We start from the raw sequence: 14,382 nt of genomic DNA, 5'->3' as shown, positions 1-14,382 counted from the left end.
CAAAATATGCCAAAGACATAACATAATATAATTGGTTAAAGCATATAATTGGCTTAAAGCAATGCTTACTTGAACCTATAAAAACTTTGCGTTATAATAAAGTGTTAAAATTTAAATGAATAAACAAATGCAATAAACTAACAACTTAAAACCCATTATTAAAAAAACAGCTAAAAACACGGCAAATACCGTAACGAAATAACCAAAAGCAATGAAATCATCAAAGTCCATACAATAACCAAAACCAATAGCCAAGCTCCATAATAGCCGAGCTCCATAAAGTCAAGCGGTCAAGCAATTAACCGTTAATTGGTTAGCGTTAAGTGATTAACAGCCAAGCAGTCAAATAAAGCAGTCAAATATAAGAAGTTAAATATAAGCCAAAAGCAAACTGGCCAAAACTTGTCAAGTATTTGAAATTAGCTATTTGAAAATAGCACCAAATCTTTTAGGGTGGCAAAAGGATATGGCACGGTGGACGGTGGCAAAATAAGAATAATTCTTACTAAATACTTACACAAACTAAATACTTACACAAAATTTTGCACGGTAACTTTGTGTAAAATTTGAACGCAACATTGTGTAAGTTTATGTTATAATACACAAATTTAGCCAGCAGATGTAGCCAGCTTCGCAAGCTGTTCATAAAAAAGGTCTTTTATGAAAATTGTAACCAGTCAGACCCCCAAAGTTGCGGTGTCCGCCATCTTGACGCCCCAAGAAATTGACGGTATTAACGAATACATTCATCATTATCCGCAGGCACGCGCGGCGGTGCTTGATGCCTTAAAACTTGTGCAAAAACGCAACGGTTGGGTGGACGATGCCCAAGTGCTTGCCATTGCCAATATGTTGTCTATCGCTGTTTCTGATGTGGAAGGCGTGGCGACTTTTTTTAACCGCATTTACCGCCAAAAAGTGGGACGGCACATTATTTTGCTGTGCGATTCCATTGCGTGTTATTTGACTGGCTTTGAAGCGGTGGCGGACGAATTAAAAAGGCAGTTGGGCATTGATTTTGGGCAGACCACACCAGACGGACGCTTTACTTTGCTCCCCATTTGCTGTTTGGGCAATTGCGACAAAGCCCCTGCCATTTTGATTGATGAAGACACTTATGGACCGATTGGGGCAGATGAAGTTGCCAAGTTATTGGAGCAATATCAATGAATGATACGCCAATGCACGATACAATAAAGCAAATGCACTATCACACAACCAATAACAAAGCCGATTTGGTAAGCCAAATCACGGCACGCCAAAGCGGACTTGCGCCCAGTCAATTAAACCGCCAAAAAACGCCCATTTGGGGCGTGGGCTTGGCAGACGGACAACTGCCCACCATCAAAAGCCACCCGCTGACTTTTCGCTTGGCACATTTTGATGCGGTGCTAAATTTAGCCGATTATCAAAGTTTGCAAGGCTTTGACGGACTTAAAATCGCCCTATCCAAAACCCCAGCCGAAGTGGGCGAGATGATAAAAACCGCCAATGTGCGTGGGCGTGGTGGGGCAGGTTTTAACGCTGGTCTTAAATGGACCTTTATGACACCCCCAGACGGTGGCGTACGCTATTTGATTTGTAACGCCGATGAGATGGAACCTGGCACTTTTAAAGACCGCCTGCTTATGGAGCGACTGCCGTTTCAGCTCATTGAAGGAATGCTCATCACCGCCTATGCGATTGGGGCGAGCGTGGGCTATATTTTTATCCGTGGCGAATATATTTTGGCGGCCGAGCGGTTGCAAAAAGCGGTGGACGAGTGTATCGCCAATAATCTGCTTGGCGAGCATATTCTTGGCACCGATTTTAGCTTTGATTTGCACATTCACACAGGGGCAGGGCGTTATATTTGTGGCGAAGAAACCGCTTTGATAAACTGTTTGGAAGGACGGCGAGCCAATCCACGCACCAAACCGCCTTTTCCGCAAGTCTCTGGGGCGTGGGGTCGCCCTACCGTGGTCAATAATGTAGAAACGCTCAACAATATGCCTGCCATTTTGGTCAATGGCGTGGAGTGGTATTTGGATTTGCCCAAGGCAAAAGGCAAATCTGACACCCCTGGCACCAAGATTATGGGGTGTTCTGGGCGTGTCAAAGACGCAGGGCTTTGGGAGTTGCCTTTTGGCTATACCGCACGAGAGATTATTGAACTGGCAGGTGGTATGCAAGACGGCTTGACCTTAAAAGCGTGGCTACCAGGGGGTGCAAGTACCGATTTTTTGACCGCCAAAGATGAACATCTTGACCTTGTGATGGACTTTGACCCGATTATGAAAGCAGGCTCACGGCTTGGCACTTGCTTGATGATGGTGGTGGACGAGACCCAAGATATGGTCAAATTATTACACAATTTACAGGTGTTTTTTCAGCGTGAAAGCTGTGGTTGGTGTACGCCGTGCCGTGATGGCTTGCCGTGGGGGGTCAAGATTTTGCACGCCTTAAACACAGGGCAAGGGCAAATGGGCGATGTGGAAAAACTTGGCGAGCTGACAAAAGATTTGTGGCTGGGTAAAACCTTTTGTGCCCACGCCCCAGGGGCGATGGAGCCTTTGATGTCGGCACTAAAATACTTTAAACACGAATTTGACGGCAAAATCAGCACCCATACGCCACCCCCCACAGTTACGCCAATAGTTACGCCCACAGCACAGGCACAAGGAGACGCATAATGGCAAAGATTTATCTGGACGGTAAGGTCTATGAAGCGGACGGTGCGGACAATTTGTTGTCGGCGTGCTTGTCTTTGGGGCTTGATGTACCGTATTTTTGCTATCACCCTGCCTTGGGGTCGGTCGGTTCGTGCCGTCAATGTGCTGTCAAGCAGTACAACAATGAAGAAGACCGCCAAGCAGGGCGTGGTCGCATCGTGATGAGCTGTATGGTGCCAACCAACACCGACCTGTATATTTCTATTGACGATGACGAATCGGTGGCTTTTCGCAAGCGTGTGGTGGAATATCTGATGACCAACCACCCCCACGATTGCCCCACTTGTGAAGAAGGGGGGCATTGTCATTTGCAGGATATGACTTATGCGTCTGGGCATAACCGTCGCCGTTATCGCTTTGTCAAACGCACCCACCAAAACCAAGATTTGGGGGCGTTTATCAACCACGAGATGAACCGCTGTATTGCGTGCTATCGTTGTGTGCGTTTTTATAAAGACTATGCAGGTGGCACGGATTTTGGCGTGTATGCGTCCGCCAACCGAGTGTATTTTGGGCGTGAAAATGACGGACAATTATTAAGCGAGTTTAGTGGTAATTTGACCGAAGTTTGCCCCACAGGGGTGTTTACCGACAAAACCCACTCTGACCGCTACAACCGCAAATGGGATATGCAATACGCCCCTAGTGTGTGTGCAGGGTGTTCCACAGGGTGCAACATTTCGGCAGGCGAGCGTTATGGCGAATTAAGACGGATTGAAAACCGCTACAATCCTGATGTCAATGGCTATTTTTTGTGCGACAAAGGGCGGTTTGGCTATGGCTATGTCAATTTGGCAAACCGTCCACTGGCACCGCTTGAAAAAACCAAAGTGCAAGCCACGCACGGCACCCATATCGTGGTGAGTAGTGAGTTTGCCCTAGACGGTGTGGCACAGTTATTAAAAAATAAAAGCGTGATTGGTATTGGTAGCCCAAACGCCAGTTTGGAGAGCAATTTTGCCCTAAAAACACTGGTGGGCGATGCACATTATAGCACAGGGCAGACCGCCCACAGCCAACGCCTTGTGGCAGACAGCGTGTCGCTACTTCGTCATCACAGCGTGCATAATGTCAGCGTGGCACAAATTGAAAAAGCCGATTGCGTGCTTGTATTGGGCGAAGATGTTACCCAAACCGCCAGCCGTGTGGCGTTGTCTATCCGCCAAGCTGCCAAAAACAAAGCGGTGCAAATGGCGACCGCCCTAAAAACCCAAGAATGGCTTGCCGAGCCTGTTCGCCGTATCGGACAAAACCAGTACAGCCCCATTTATGTGGCAAGCGTGGCAGACACCAAACTGACCGACATTGCCAAAACCGCTATCGTGGCAGACATTGAAGAGATTGCCACTTTGGGCTACAAAGTGGGCGATGTATTGGCAAGTTTTGGCGATGATTTGGCACAAATTGTCCAAGACGAAGAAGCGATTTTTGCCAAAGAGCATACCGCCAATTTACACCCAAACGACATTGACAAGGCGTGGGACAGTTTGGATTATTTGGCACATCATATTGCCTATGATTTGTTGATGGCAGACCGCCCGCTTGTCGTGGCAGGCACAAGCCTAGAATCGTCCGCCATTGTCAATGCCACAGGCTACATTTGCCAAATGTTAAGCCAAAAACGCACCCAAATCAAAGCGACCGAACGCCAATATTTGGAAGTAGAACAAGCCAAATTATCCGCCCAAACCGACACCCCCACCCACAATCCAGAACTGCTTGCCAAACCTGAACACCCTGCCACCGATTTGCCTGTCAAAGACGAAGCCCGTGTGCGTAAGCCAATGCACAGCCTTGCCCAAAATGAGTCTTATGCCGACAAAGCAGGCGTGTATATGGTATTGCCGTGTGCCAATAGCGTGGGGCTGGATTTGCTTGGCGGTAAGCCGATAGAAGAAGTGCTGGCAGGCGACTTTGAAGTGGCACTGATACTAGAAAACGACTTGGCAGGGTTTAGCCAAAGCCAAAAAGACAAACTGTTTGCCCATACATTGATTGTGCTTGACCACCAACGCTATGACTGGCACGAGCGTGCCGATTTTGTCTTGCCTGTGGCGTCTTTTGCCGAAGGCGATGGCACTTTGGTGTCTGCCGAAGGGCGAGCTCAGCGGTATTTTGCCGTGTATGACAAAAAGCACTATTTGCCCCACACCGACATCAAAGATGCGTGGCGGTGGCTGTTTGCCATTGGTGATACCCTAGGACAAAGACAGGGACAAGGGCAGGGCGTGCCACATTTTGATGAATTGCTTGATGAATTGGCAAGCGTCAATCCCAATTTGGCACTTGTCAAACAAGTTGCCCCTTTGTCCGATTATCGCATTACAGGGCTAAAAATTGCCCGAGAGCCACGCCGTTATTCAGGGCGAACATCACTGCGTGCCAAACTCTCCATTCACGAACCAATGCAACCTAAGGACGCCGATTCTGCCTTGACCTTTTCAATGGAAGGCTATGTGGGCGAAGAAACCGATGCGTCTGTGATTCCTTTTGCGTGGAGTGCAGGGTGGAATTCGCCACAAGCGTGGAACAAATTACAAACCAAAGTCGGTGGCGACCTAAAAGGCGGTGATGTGGGCATTCGCTTGTTTGACTATTTGCCCAAAACCGACACGCATTATACCGCCCAAACCGTCCCTAAATACCTTGCCAGTAGCGTGTTTGCAGGGCGTGCCAAACTGGTGCCGATGTACAATTTGTTTGCGTCCAATGCGTTGGTGGCATCAAGTCCTGTGGTGGCAAGCCAAATCAAAGCTGCTTGTTTTTGGGTCAATGCCGACGATGCCAAATTGTGGGGGCTAAAAGACGGCACTTTGCTACAAATTGACCAAAACGAGCAAAGCATTGTTCTACCTGTGGCGGTGTGTGATTATGTGGCGGACGGCTGTATTGGCTATATTGCCAATCTTGTGCCGTTACACGCTTATTTGCCTGCCAGTGTCAAGCAAGTGGACGATGTGCCTGTGTTTGTGCCGATGTACGCCCAAAGGGTGCAGGCGGTGGCAGGCAAGCACGCCCCAAGCCTTGCTATTATCAACACCAATGGCAAAACCGACACCTTTAACAACCAAAACCAAACGGTTAATGTGGATTTGAGTGCCAGTCAAGTGATGCCTTTGCCACACACGACCGCAAGCCTACCAAACACTAGCACACCAAACACCAGCACAGGAGTAGCCCAATGAGAATTGTCCCTGATGTGCCGTCTTTTTTGAGTGGCGTGCTTGGCTTTGAAGCGTGGTCTTGGCTGTTTTTGGGTGTGCAAGCGGTGGTCATTTTTTTGGGGCTTGTGATTACCGCAGCCCTTATGATTGTCTACGAACGGCGAATGCTTGCCCTTTGGCAGGACCGCTATGGACCAAACCGTGTGGGCTGGCAAGGCTCTTTGCAACTGGTGGCAGATATGCTCAAAATCTTTTTTAAAGAAGATTGGACGCCCAATTTTGCCGACAAATTTATGTTTACGCTTGCCCCTGCCATTGCGATGTTTACCGCTTTGGCAAGTTTTGCCATTATTCCGTTGTCGCCCACTTTGGGGGTGGCAGATTGGGACATTGGCTTGTTGTTTTTCTTTGCAATGGCAGGCTTGGCAGTCTATGCGGTGATGTTTGGGGGCTGGGCATCTGCCAACAAATTTTCGCTATTGGGTGGATTAAGAAGTGCCGCCCAAACCATAAGCTACGAAGTGTTTTTGGGCTTGTCTTTGATGGGGGTTGTGGCACAAGCAGGGTCGTTCAATGTGCGTGATATTGTAGAGGCACAAGTGGGCGTGTGGAATGTGATACCGCAGTTTTTGGGCTTTTTGACCTTTGTGGTGGCAGGCGTGGCAGTAACGCACCGCCACCCCTTTGACCAACCAGAAGCCGAGCAAGAATTGGCAGAAGGCTACCACGTGGAATACTCTGGTATGAAGTTCGGTATGTTTTTTATTGGCGAATATGTCAATGTGGTACTCATTAGTGCGTTGATGACTTGCCTGTTTTTTGGGGGTTGGCTTGCACCTTTTAATCTACACATTCCCTTTGTGCCACCTGTGTTTTGGTTTTTGATTAAAACTTTGTTTTTTATGACTTTGTTTGTCTTGGCTCGTGGGTCGCTTATGCGTCCACGCTATGACCAAGTGATGAATTTTGGCTGGAAAGTGTGTTTGCCTGTAACGCTGGTCAATTTGCTTGCCACGGCGTTTTTTATTTTGATGGTGAATTAAATGTTTGCAACTTTAAAAAACACAGCGGTGGGCATTTTTACCCTTGTGCGGTCTATGTGGATGGTAAATAGCCACGCCACTCGCCCCCGTGATACGGTGCTGTACCCAGAAGTGCCTGCTAGCGAGATTGTACCGCCCCGTTTTCGTGGGCGGATTGTGCTGACACGAGACCCAGACGGCGATGAACGCTGTGTGGCGTGCAACTTGTGTGCGGTGGCGTGTCCTGTGGGCTGTATTAGCCTACAAAAAGCCGAGCGAGAAGATGGGCGTTGGTATCCTGAGTTTTTTCAGATTAATTTTAGTCGCTGTGTGTTTTGTGGTATGTGCGAAGAAGCGTGTCCAACCACCGCCATTCAGCTGACCCCTGATTTTGAATTGGGCGAATACAACCGCCAAAATCTGCTGTATGAAAAAGAGCATTTACTCATTAGCGGTACAGGCAAATACCCTGACTATAATTATTATCGTGTCACAGGAATGGCAACTGATGGCAAACCCAAAGGAAGCCACGAGCGTGAAGATACGCCCATTGATGTACGGAGTTTGTTGCCGTGAATATACTAAATTTGTTGGCAAATGCCGATGTGGTGGGCTTTTATGCCTTATCTTTGGTGGCAATCATCGCAAGCCTTAGGGTGGTAACGCACGCCAATCCTGTGCACGCCATTTTGTCGTTGATTGTGTTATTGCTTGCGGTGGCAGGGATTTTCTTTATTTTGGGTGCGCCCTTTGCAGGGATTTTGGAGATGATTGTCTATGCAGGGGCGATTTTGGTGCTGTTTGTATTTGTGATTATGATGCTCAATCTGGGCAATGACACCACCCAAGAAAAAGCGTGGTTGTCAGCACAAGCGTGGGCAACACCGACAGCGTTGGCACTGATTATTGGGGCGGTTATGTCAATAATTTTGGTAAATGCAGACAGCACACCCTTGTCTACACACACTGTTGATGCCAAGACAGTGGGGCAACATTTGTATGGACAATATGTGCTGTTGGTTGAGCTGGCAGCGTTTTTGCTATTGGGAGCATTGGTGGCAGCGTATCACTTGGGCAAAAAAGCCTTGGACGATGAAAACGAAAGCCATTTTGCACGCCAAGAGACACTGGTGCAAAACACCGATGACATTACCCATCAATCACACAATGGAGTTTAAGATGAATGAGACCGTAACGCCTTTTGCCAATCAAATAGGCAGTGATATGGTGGGGCTTGGTATTGCTTCTGAGCATGCGTTATTTTTGGCGATAGTCTTGTTTTTGATTGGGTTGTGTGGCGTAATGGCACGGCGTAATGTGCTGTTTATTTTGATGAGTCTTGAAATTATGATGAATGCTGCCGCTCTTGCTTTTGTGGTGGCAGGCAATATTCATCGTTCGCCAGATGGGCAAATTATGTTTATTTTTGTGCTGACCTTGGCGGCAGCAGAAGCGGCGATTGGACTTGCTATCGTGCTACAGTTTTATCATCGTTTCAAAAGTCTTGATGTCAATCATGCCAGTAAGTTGAAGGGGTGAAATCATCATGAATATGCTGGCACTGACTTTTATTTTTCCTTTGATTGGTTTTTTGGTTTTGGTCGTATGCCGAGATAAAATGCCTGAAAGATTTGCCACCATCATCGGTGTGGGCGTACTATTTTTATCCGCCTTAACGACAGCGATTGCTGGCATGGATTATTTGGCAAATCATCAAGATAAGCCTTTTTTTATTAAGCTGTGGACTTGGTTATCGGTGGGTGATTTTGCCCCTAATTTTGGTCTGGCATTGGACGGATTGTCTTTGACCATGACAGCAATTATTACAGGCGTGGGGTTTTTGATTCACCTATTTGCCAGCTGGTATATGAAAGGTGATGCAGGTTTTGTTAGATTTTTTAGCTATCTAAACTTATTTGTCGCCAGTATGTTGTTGCTCGTACAGGCGGATAACTTATTACTATTATACCTTGGTTGGGAGGGTGTGGGCATTTGCTCGTACCTTTTGATTGGTTTTTATTATCAAAATCGTGCCAATGGCCGTGCAGCAATTAAGGCATTTACGGTAACTCGTGTTGGTGATGTATTTTTGGCGATTGGGCTTTTTTTATTGTATCAACAGTTTGGTACGCTTGACATTCACGCCATCACGACAAAAGCTCCAGAAGTCTTTGGTGTTAATAACCCTATGATGATTTTAACCACGCTCATGCTGACATTTGGTGCGTTTGGTAAATCAGCACAAATTCCCTTGCATACTTGGCTTGCTGATGCGATGGCAGGCCCCACCCCTGTCTCGGCACTCATTCACGCTGCCACCATGGTAACCGCTGGCGTGTATTTAATCGCTCGCATGAATCCACTCTTTGTTTTGACGCCTGACACACTGTTATATGTTGTGGGTGGGATTGGTGCCTTATCAATGTTGGTGGCAAGTTTTTGTGCCATGGCACAAACCGACATCAAACGCATTTTGGCGTATTCTACCATGAGTCAGCTTGGCTATATGTTCATCGCCCTAGGCGTGGGTGCGTGGCAAGTGGCGATTTTTCACTTGATGACACACGCATTTTTTAAGGCGTTGTTATTCTTGGCAAGTGGGGCGGTCATTGTTTCGGTACACCACGAACAAAACATCTTTAAGATGGGTGGTTTGTACAAAAAAATCCCTTTGGTATTTGCAAGCTTTGTGGTCGGTGGCGGTGCTTTGGTGGCACTACCTTTTGTTACAGTGGGCTTTTATTCCAAAGAAGCCATTTTGTGGGAAGCTTATGCCACAGGGCATCAATGGCTGTTTTGGACAGGGGCGGTTGGTGCATTTTTGACTGCTATTTATACATTTCGTTTGATTTATTTGGTGTTTTTTGGAGAACAAAAAACGCACGGTGAAAAGCTCTTTGGTATTAGTTATGCCCTGCCTTTGGTCACATTGCTCATATTGTCCACAGGTCTGGGCGCATTCATTCAACCACCACTTAATCATGTTTTGCCAGCAAGTGTGGGTAGCACACTGCATGAAGGCAAGCACACAGCAGAAATCATCGCCATGGGGCTAACAGCATTGGGTCTGATGGTTGCTTATTTTTTATTTGTAATCAATAAGGGTAAAATTTTAAACACATGGACCAAATCAACCTTTGGCGGTGCTTGCACTTATTGGTGTTATCACGGTTTGGGCTTTGATGCGTTGTATGACATTGTGTTTGTTAAGCCATTTTTGGCAATTTGCAACTTTTTTAAAGCCGATCCTATGGATAAATGTTGGAATCTATTGCCTGCATTAGCAAGTGTGAGTAACCGTTTAATCACCAAAGCACAAACAGGAAAGCTTGGCTCGCACGCTGTGAGTTTTGGCTTGGGTTTGGTCGTGGTGCTAATCTTGGCAATGATGATGGTGGTGTAATATGATAGAACAGAATTGGCTTTTGCCGACATTGATTGCCATTCCTTTTTTGGCAGGTTTTTTATGTTGGTTGATTGAAAAAGTAAATGATAAATTGCCACGCTGGATAGCATTGTTTGCCATGCTTGCCACATTAGGTGTCAGTCTCATGTTATGGCAACAGGGAGATTTTAGCCATCTGCTTGCCACCGATGGCACGACAGATGCACACGCATTGCCTTGGGCGGCTCAGTTTGTCTTGCCTTGGATTCCATCACTTGGCATTTCATTTCATCTTGTTTTAGATGGACTTGCCCTGATGATGGTGGCCTTAACCGCATTTTTAGGCGTGATGGCGGTGGGCTGTTCGTGGGGTGAAATCACACGCCGTGTGGGTTTTTTTCATCTAAACCTTTTGTGGTCATTAGGTGGTGTGATAGGTGTATTTTTGGCAATTGACTTATTCTTATTTTTCTTCTTTTGGGAGCTCATGTTATTGCCAATTTACTTTTTGATTGCACTATGGGGACATAACGCCATTGGTGGAAAAACTAAAGAATATGCTGCGACCAAATTCTTTATCTATACTCAGGCATCTGGCCTTATCATGTTAATTGGCATTTTGACGCTCGTGATCATTCATTTTAGCCAAACTCAGCATCTTAGTTTTGACTACCATGACTTACTTGGTATAGATTTGGGTGTGTGGGAATATGCCATCATGTTGTGCTTTTTTATCGGTTTTGCGGTGAAATTGCCTGTTTTTCCGTTGCATGGCTGGCTACCTGATGCTCATGCCCAAGCACCCACGGCAGGTTCGGTGGATTTGGCAGGGATTTTGATTAAAACAGCGGCTTTTGGCTTGCTCCGATTTGTATTGCCGCTGTTTCCTAATGCCTCTATGGAATTTGCACCGATTGCCATCACACTTGGGCTCATCGGTGTGTTTTATGGGGCGTTTTTGGCATTTGCCCAAACTGATATGAAGCGACTGCTTGCCTACACTTCTGTTTCGCACATGGGTTTTGTGCTATTGGCAATTTATACAGGCAACTTGATGTCTTTACAAGGATTAATGGTGCAGATGATTGCCCATGGGCTATCATCTGCGGCACTGTTTATCATGGCAGGGCAGATTTATGAAAGACTGCACACCCGTGATTTGACACTCATGGGTGGTATGTGGGGGCAGTTTCGCTACCTTGCACCGTTTTTGATGTTCTTTTGTGCTGCTCTTTTAGGGATACCTGGGACTGGCAACTTTATTGGCGAGATTTTGATTTTGCTAGGTTCTTTTGAGCACTATCCTGTGATTGTTGTGTTGGCAACCCTCAGTCTTGTTTTTGGTGGATTGTATTCGTTGGTATTGATTTATCGAGTGTTGTTTGGCGAGGGCGGTGCACCTGCCATCGCACAAACCCACGCTAGGCAATTAAAAGATTTGGATAAGCGAGAGATTGGTTTACTTGTTATTTTAGCGACAGGCTTGATTTGGTTGGGCTTATATCCACAGCCTGTGATGAACGCATCGCAAAGCTCAATGACTTGGATTGCCAAGGCATATGCGGTCAAACCTCCTGCTCGGCCATCGCACGCATTGCATGACACCGCTGGTCATACTCATGAGCAAAATACAGACATGCATGGTAAATAAGGGGTGTTTTTATGAATTATTTTACTGAATCCTTATTGCCATTGATGCCGATGGTGATTGTGGCATTGACAGCACTTGTATTGATGGTTGCTATTGCCATTAAGCGTTCGCACTTTTGGTCAGCCACACTCAGTGTGCTGGGCTTAAACGCTGCATTAATCATGTTAATTTTGCAAGCATTAGGCTTTTTTACCATCGATGCACCAAACCATTTATTCACCATTGATGGTTTTGCGGTGTTTAATATTGCCGTGATTTTAATTGCATCTTTGGCGTGTTGTACATTGTCTTATGGTTACTTTCAAACTTTAAAAGACAATAAAGAAGAGCTGTATTTGCTCATGCTTGTCAGTACGCTTGGTGCAATGCTGATGGCATCTGCCACGCATTTGGTTTCATTTTTTATGGCATTGGAGTTATTATCTGTGCCAATGTATGGCATACTTGCTTATACATTTTTGCGTGCTCGTTCGCTAGAATCTGGCTTAAAATATCTAATATTATCAGCGACCGCATCGGCGACACTGTTGATGGGTATGGCGTTTATTTTTGCTGATGTGGGCGTGCTCGGCTTTAAAGAGATTGGTGAGGCGTTGTATCAGGGTCGTATTGGGTCATGGTTCATTTTTGGTGCGGTAATGATGCTGGTAGCGATTGCCTTTAAATTATCCGCTGCACCATTTCATTCTTGGGTATCAGATGTTTATGAGGGTGCACCTGCCCCTGTGGCGGCATTCTTAGCGAGTGTGAGCAAGGTGGCAATGATGGCCCTTGCCATTCGATTTTTGATTGTAAGTGCCATTCCATCATTGACCGCTTTTAATGCAGTGCTGATTTTCATCATCGTAGCCTCAATCCTTTTGGGTAACTTACTTGCCATTCGCCAAAACAACCTAAAACGCCTGCTTGCCTATTCTTCCATTGCACATATTGGCTATGCATTGGTGGCCTTGCTGAGCGTGGGTGCTGGTAGTACAGGCGTAATTAGCATGTATATGGCAATATATGCTTTAACAAGCATCGGTGCATTTGGTGTGATTACGCTGATGTCAAGCCCTTATAAAGAGCGTGGGCGTACCTCCATTTCAGGTGAGGCAGATGAGCTAAGATTTTATCAAGGTTTATTTTGGCGTCGCCCTGTGCTGACAGCAGTGCTAACCATCATGCTGTTATCGTTGGCAGGCATTCCTCTGACAGCAGGGTTCATGACCAAAGTCATGATTATTTTCTCATCGGTGCAAGGCATGAGATTTTGGGCAGCATTATTGATTATTATGGGCAGTGCGATCGGTCTGTCTTATTATTTGCGTGTACTGATTGGCCTATATCAGCGACCTAAGGCACATCTTGAATTTGATGTGCATCATGAATGGGGCATTAAAGCAGGTGGTGTCATGCTACTGATTGCAACAGCGTTTATTGTTGTTTTTGGGATTTTGCCAAATGGATTGATGAATTTGGCAGCACTTGCCAGCATCATGCCATGACGGTTTTTTATCAGTATAAAACAAGTGTCAGATTGGCACTTGTTTTTTTTGGTGGGCTTGTTAAAATGGGCAAAATTTATCGTGAGAATCATCTTTATGTCCGACCAAAACGCCATTCCTATTACTGTTTTATCCAAAACTTCCATCACGCCCACACTATTTAGCTTCACCACAACACGACCTGATGGTTTTCGTTTTGAAGCAGGGCAATTTGTGCGTTTGGGTATTGCACCTGAGCAGTTGCTCGCCAATGCTGGCAAGCCCAAAGCATCAATCAGCCAAAAGATTTTTCGTGCCTATTCGGTGGTTTCGTCGCCTTATGATGAGTATTTAGAATTTTTTTCAGTAGTTGTGCCTGATGGGGCTTTTACCTCTCAGCTTCAATACTTACAAGTTGGCGATACGCTATATCTAAACTCTGAACCTTTCGGATTTTTGACGCTTGCTCGCTATCAGGAACCCATGCCGTCTGATTTGTGGCTACTTGCCACAGGAACGGGGATTGCACCGTTTTTATCAATGCTCGGTGATTTAAATACTTGGCAAAACTATCAAAATATCGTACTTGTTTATAGCGTCAGCAAACAAGCAGAGCTTGCTTATGTTGATAAAATCCATGAGCTGACCAAGCAGTTTGGTAAATTGGTAGATGAGCCTGCCAAGTTGCATTTTGTTGCTATTGTTACTCGTGAGAATATGGCGGATTGCTTTAATGCTCGCATTCCTATTTTAATAGAAAATGGCAAATTAGAAGAGCGTCTTGATTTATTTTTTAATCCCGCCACCTCACATATCATGCTTTGCGGCAATCCGCAGATGGTGCATGATACTAAAGAAGCACTAAAAAACAAAGGCTTGTCCATGAATAGAAGGGGTGTCGGCAATATTGCAGTGGAAAATTATTGGTAGTTTGATGATTGGTCTTTGTGATTTTAGTGTATCGTGTTGGAATTTTGTTTTGC

At 45.8% G+C, this 14,382-nt stretch carries 11 protein-coding genes; all 11 read left to right on the top strand.

The features are described from left to right. Positions 1-660: 660 nt before the first annotated feature. The 11 genes from nuoE (at position 661) to U9670_RS08075 (ending at position 14,329) form a co-directional block, all read left to right on the top strand. Positions 661-1,170, top strand: coding sequence for an NADH-quinone oxidoreductase subunit NuoE (gene nuoE, locus U9670_RS08125; RefSeq protein WP_323842323.1), 510 nt, complete (start codon positions 661-663; stop codon positions 1,168-1,170). A 32-nt stretch (positions 1,171-1,202) separates the two neighbouring features. Beyond that, the gene (locus U9670_RS08120; RefSeq protein WP_323842370.1) at positions 1,203-2,672 is read left to right on the top strand and encodes a complex I 51 kDa subunit family protein; all 1,470 of its coding nucleotides are present in this window, start codon (positions 1,203-1,205) and stop codon (positions 2,670-2,672) included. Beyond that, complete coding sequence (nuoG, locus tag U9670_RS08115) at positions 2,672-5,896, top strand: NADH-quinone oxidoreductase subunit NuoG (RefSeq protein ID WP_323842324.1); 3,225 nt, start codon at positions 2,672-2,674, stop codon at positions 5,894-5,896. The genes U9670_RS08120 and nuoG overlap by 1 nt, the downstream gene beginning before the upstream one ends. Further along, on the top strand, positions 5,893-6,918 hold the full coding sequence (gene nuoH / locus U9670_RS08110; protein WP_323842325.1) for an NADH-quinone oxidoreductase subunit NuoH: 1,026 nt from the start codon (positions 5,893-5,895) through the stop codon (positions 6,916-6,918). Before nuoG ends, nuoH begins: the two co-directional genes overlap by 4 nt. Next, entirely contained in the window at positions 6,919-7,473 is a 555-nt protein-coding gene (gene nuoI, locus U9670_RS08105) for an NADH-quinone oxidoreductase subunit NuoI (protein ID WP_323842326.1), read from the top strand. Further along, positions 7,470-8,075 (top strand): NADH-quinone oxidoreductase subunit J, encoded by a 606-nt coding sequence (gene nuoJ, locus U9670_RS08100; RefSeq protein WP_323842327.1) that lies wholly within the window; start codon positions 7,470-7,472, stop codon positions 8,073-8,075. Before nuoI ends, nuoJ begins: the two co-directional genes overlap by 4 nt. 46 nt (positions 8,076-8,121) lie before the next feature. Further along, entirely contained in the window at positions 8,122-8,436 is a 315-nt protein-coding gene (gene nuoK, locus U9670_RS08095; protein WP_323842371.1) for an NADH-quinone oxidoreductase subunit NuoK, read from the top strand. 7 nt (positions 8,437-8,443) lie between these two features. Continuing rightward, complete coding sequence (nuoL, locus tag U9670_RS08090) at positions 8,444-10,300, top strand: NADH-quinone oxidoreductase subunit L (protein WP_323842328.1); 1,857 nt, start codon at positions 8,444-8,446, stop codon at positions 10,298-10,300. A gap of 4 nt (positions 10,301-10,304) precedes the next feature. Further along, a complete protein-coding gene (nuoM, locus tag U9670_RS08085; protein WP_323842372.1) occupies positions 10,305-11,933 on the top strand; it encodes an NADH-quinone oxidoreductase subunit M in 1,629 nt (542 codons plus the stop codon). 11 nt (positions 11,934-11,944) lie between these two features. Continuing rightward, complete coding sequence (locus U9670_RS08080) at positions 11,945-13,420, top strand: NADH-quinone oxidoreductase subunit N (RefSeq protein WP_323842329.1); 1,476 nt, start codon at positions 11,945-11,947, stop codon at positions 13,418-13,420. A gap of 96 nt (positions 13,421-13,516) precedes the next feature. Then, entirely contained in the window at positions 13,517-14,329 is an 813-nt protein-coding gene (locus U9670_RS08075) for a ferredoxin--NADP reductase (protein WP_323842373.1), read from the top strand. The last annotated feature ends 53 nt before the right edge of the window (positions 14,330-14,382 follow it).

The sequence above is a fragment of the Moraxella tarda genome (assembly GCF_035181405.1).
Lineage (GTDB): Bacteria > Pseudomonadota > Gammaproteobacteria > Pseudomonadales > Moraxellaceae > Moraxella.
This window is presented reverse-complemented; position numbering and strand designations above follow the sequence as displayed.

Excerpts from the sequence above, each read along its gene's own strand:
- U9670_RS08075 (WP_323842373.1), top strand. The coding sequence starts at position 13,517 with ATGTCCGACCAAAACGCCATTCCTATTACTGTTTTATCCAAAACTTCC.
- nuoI (WP_323842326.1), top strand. The coding sequence starts at position 6,919 with ATGTTTGCAACTTTAAAAAACACAGCGGTGGGCATTTTTACCCTTGTG.
- nuoL (WP_323842328.1), top strand. The coding sequence starts at position 8,444 with ATGAATATGCTGGCACTGACTTTTATTTTTCCTTTGATTGGTTTTTTG.
- U9670_RS08120 (WP_323842370.1), top strand. The coding sequence starts at position 1,203 with ATGCACTATCACACAACCAATAACAAAGCCGATTTGGTAAGCCAAATC.
- nuoK (WP_323842371.1), top strand. The coding sequence starts at position 8,122 with ATGGTGGGGCTTGGTATTGCTTCTGAGCATGCGTTATTTTTGGCGATA.
- nuoE (WP_323842323.1), top strand. The coding sequence starts at position 661 with ATGAAAATTGTAACCAGTCAGACCCCCAAAGTTGCGGTGTCCGCCATC.
- nuoG (WP_323842324.1), top strand. The coding sequence starts at position 2,672 with ATGGCAAAGATTTATCTGGACGGTAAGGTCTATGAAGCGGACGGTGCG.
- U9670_RS08080 (WP_323842329.1), top strand. The coding sequence starts at position 11,945 with ATGAATTATTTTACTGAATCCTTATTGCCATTGATGCCGATGGTGATT.
- nuoH (WP_323842325.1), top strand. The coding sequence starts at position 5,893 with ATGAGAATTGTCCCTGATGTGCCGTCTTTTTTGAGTGGCGTGCTTGGC.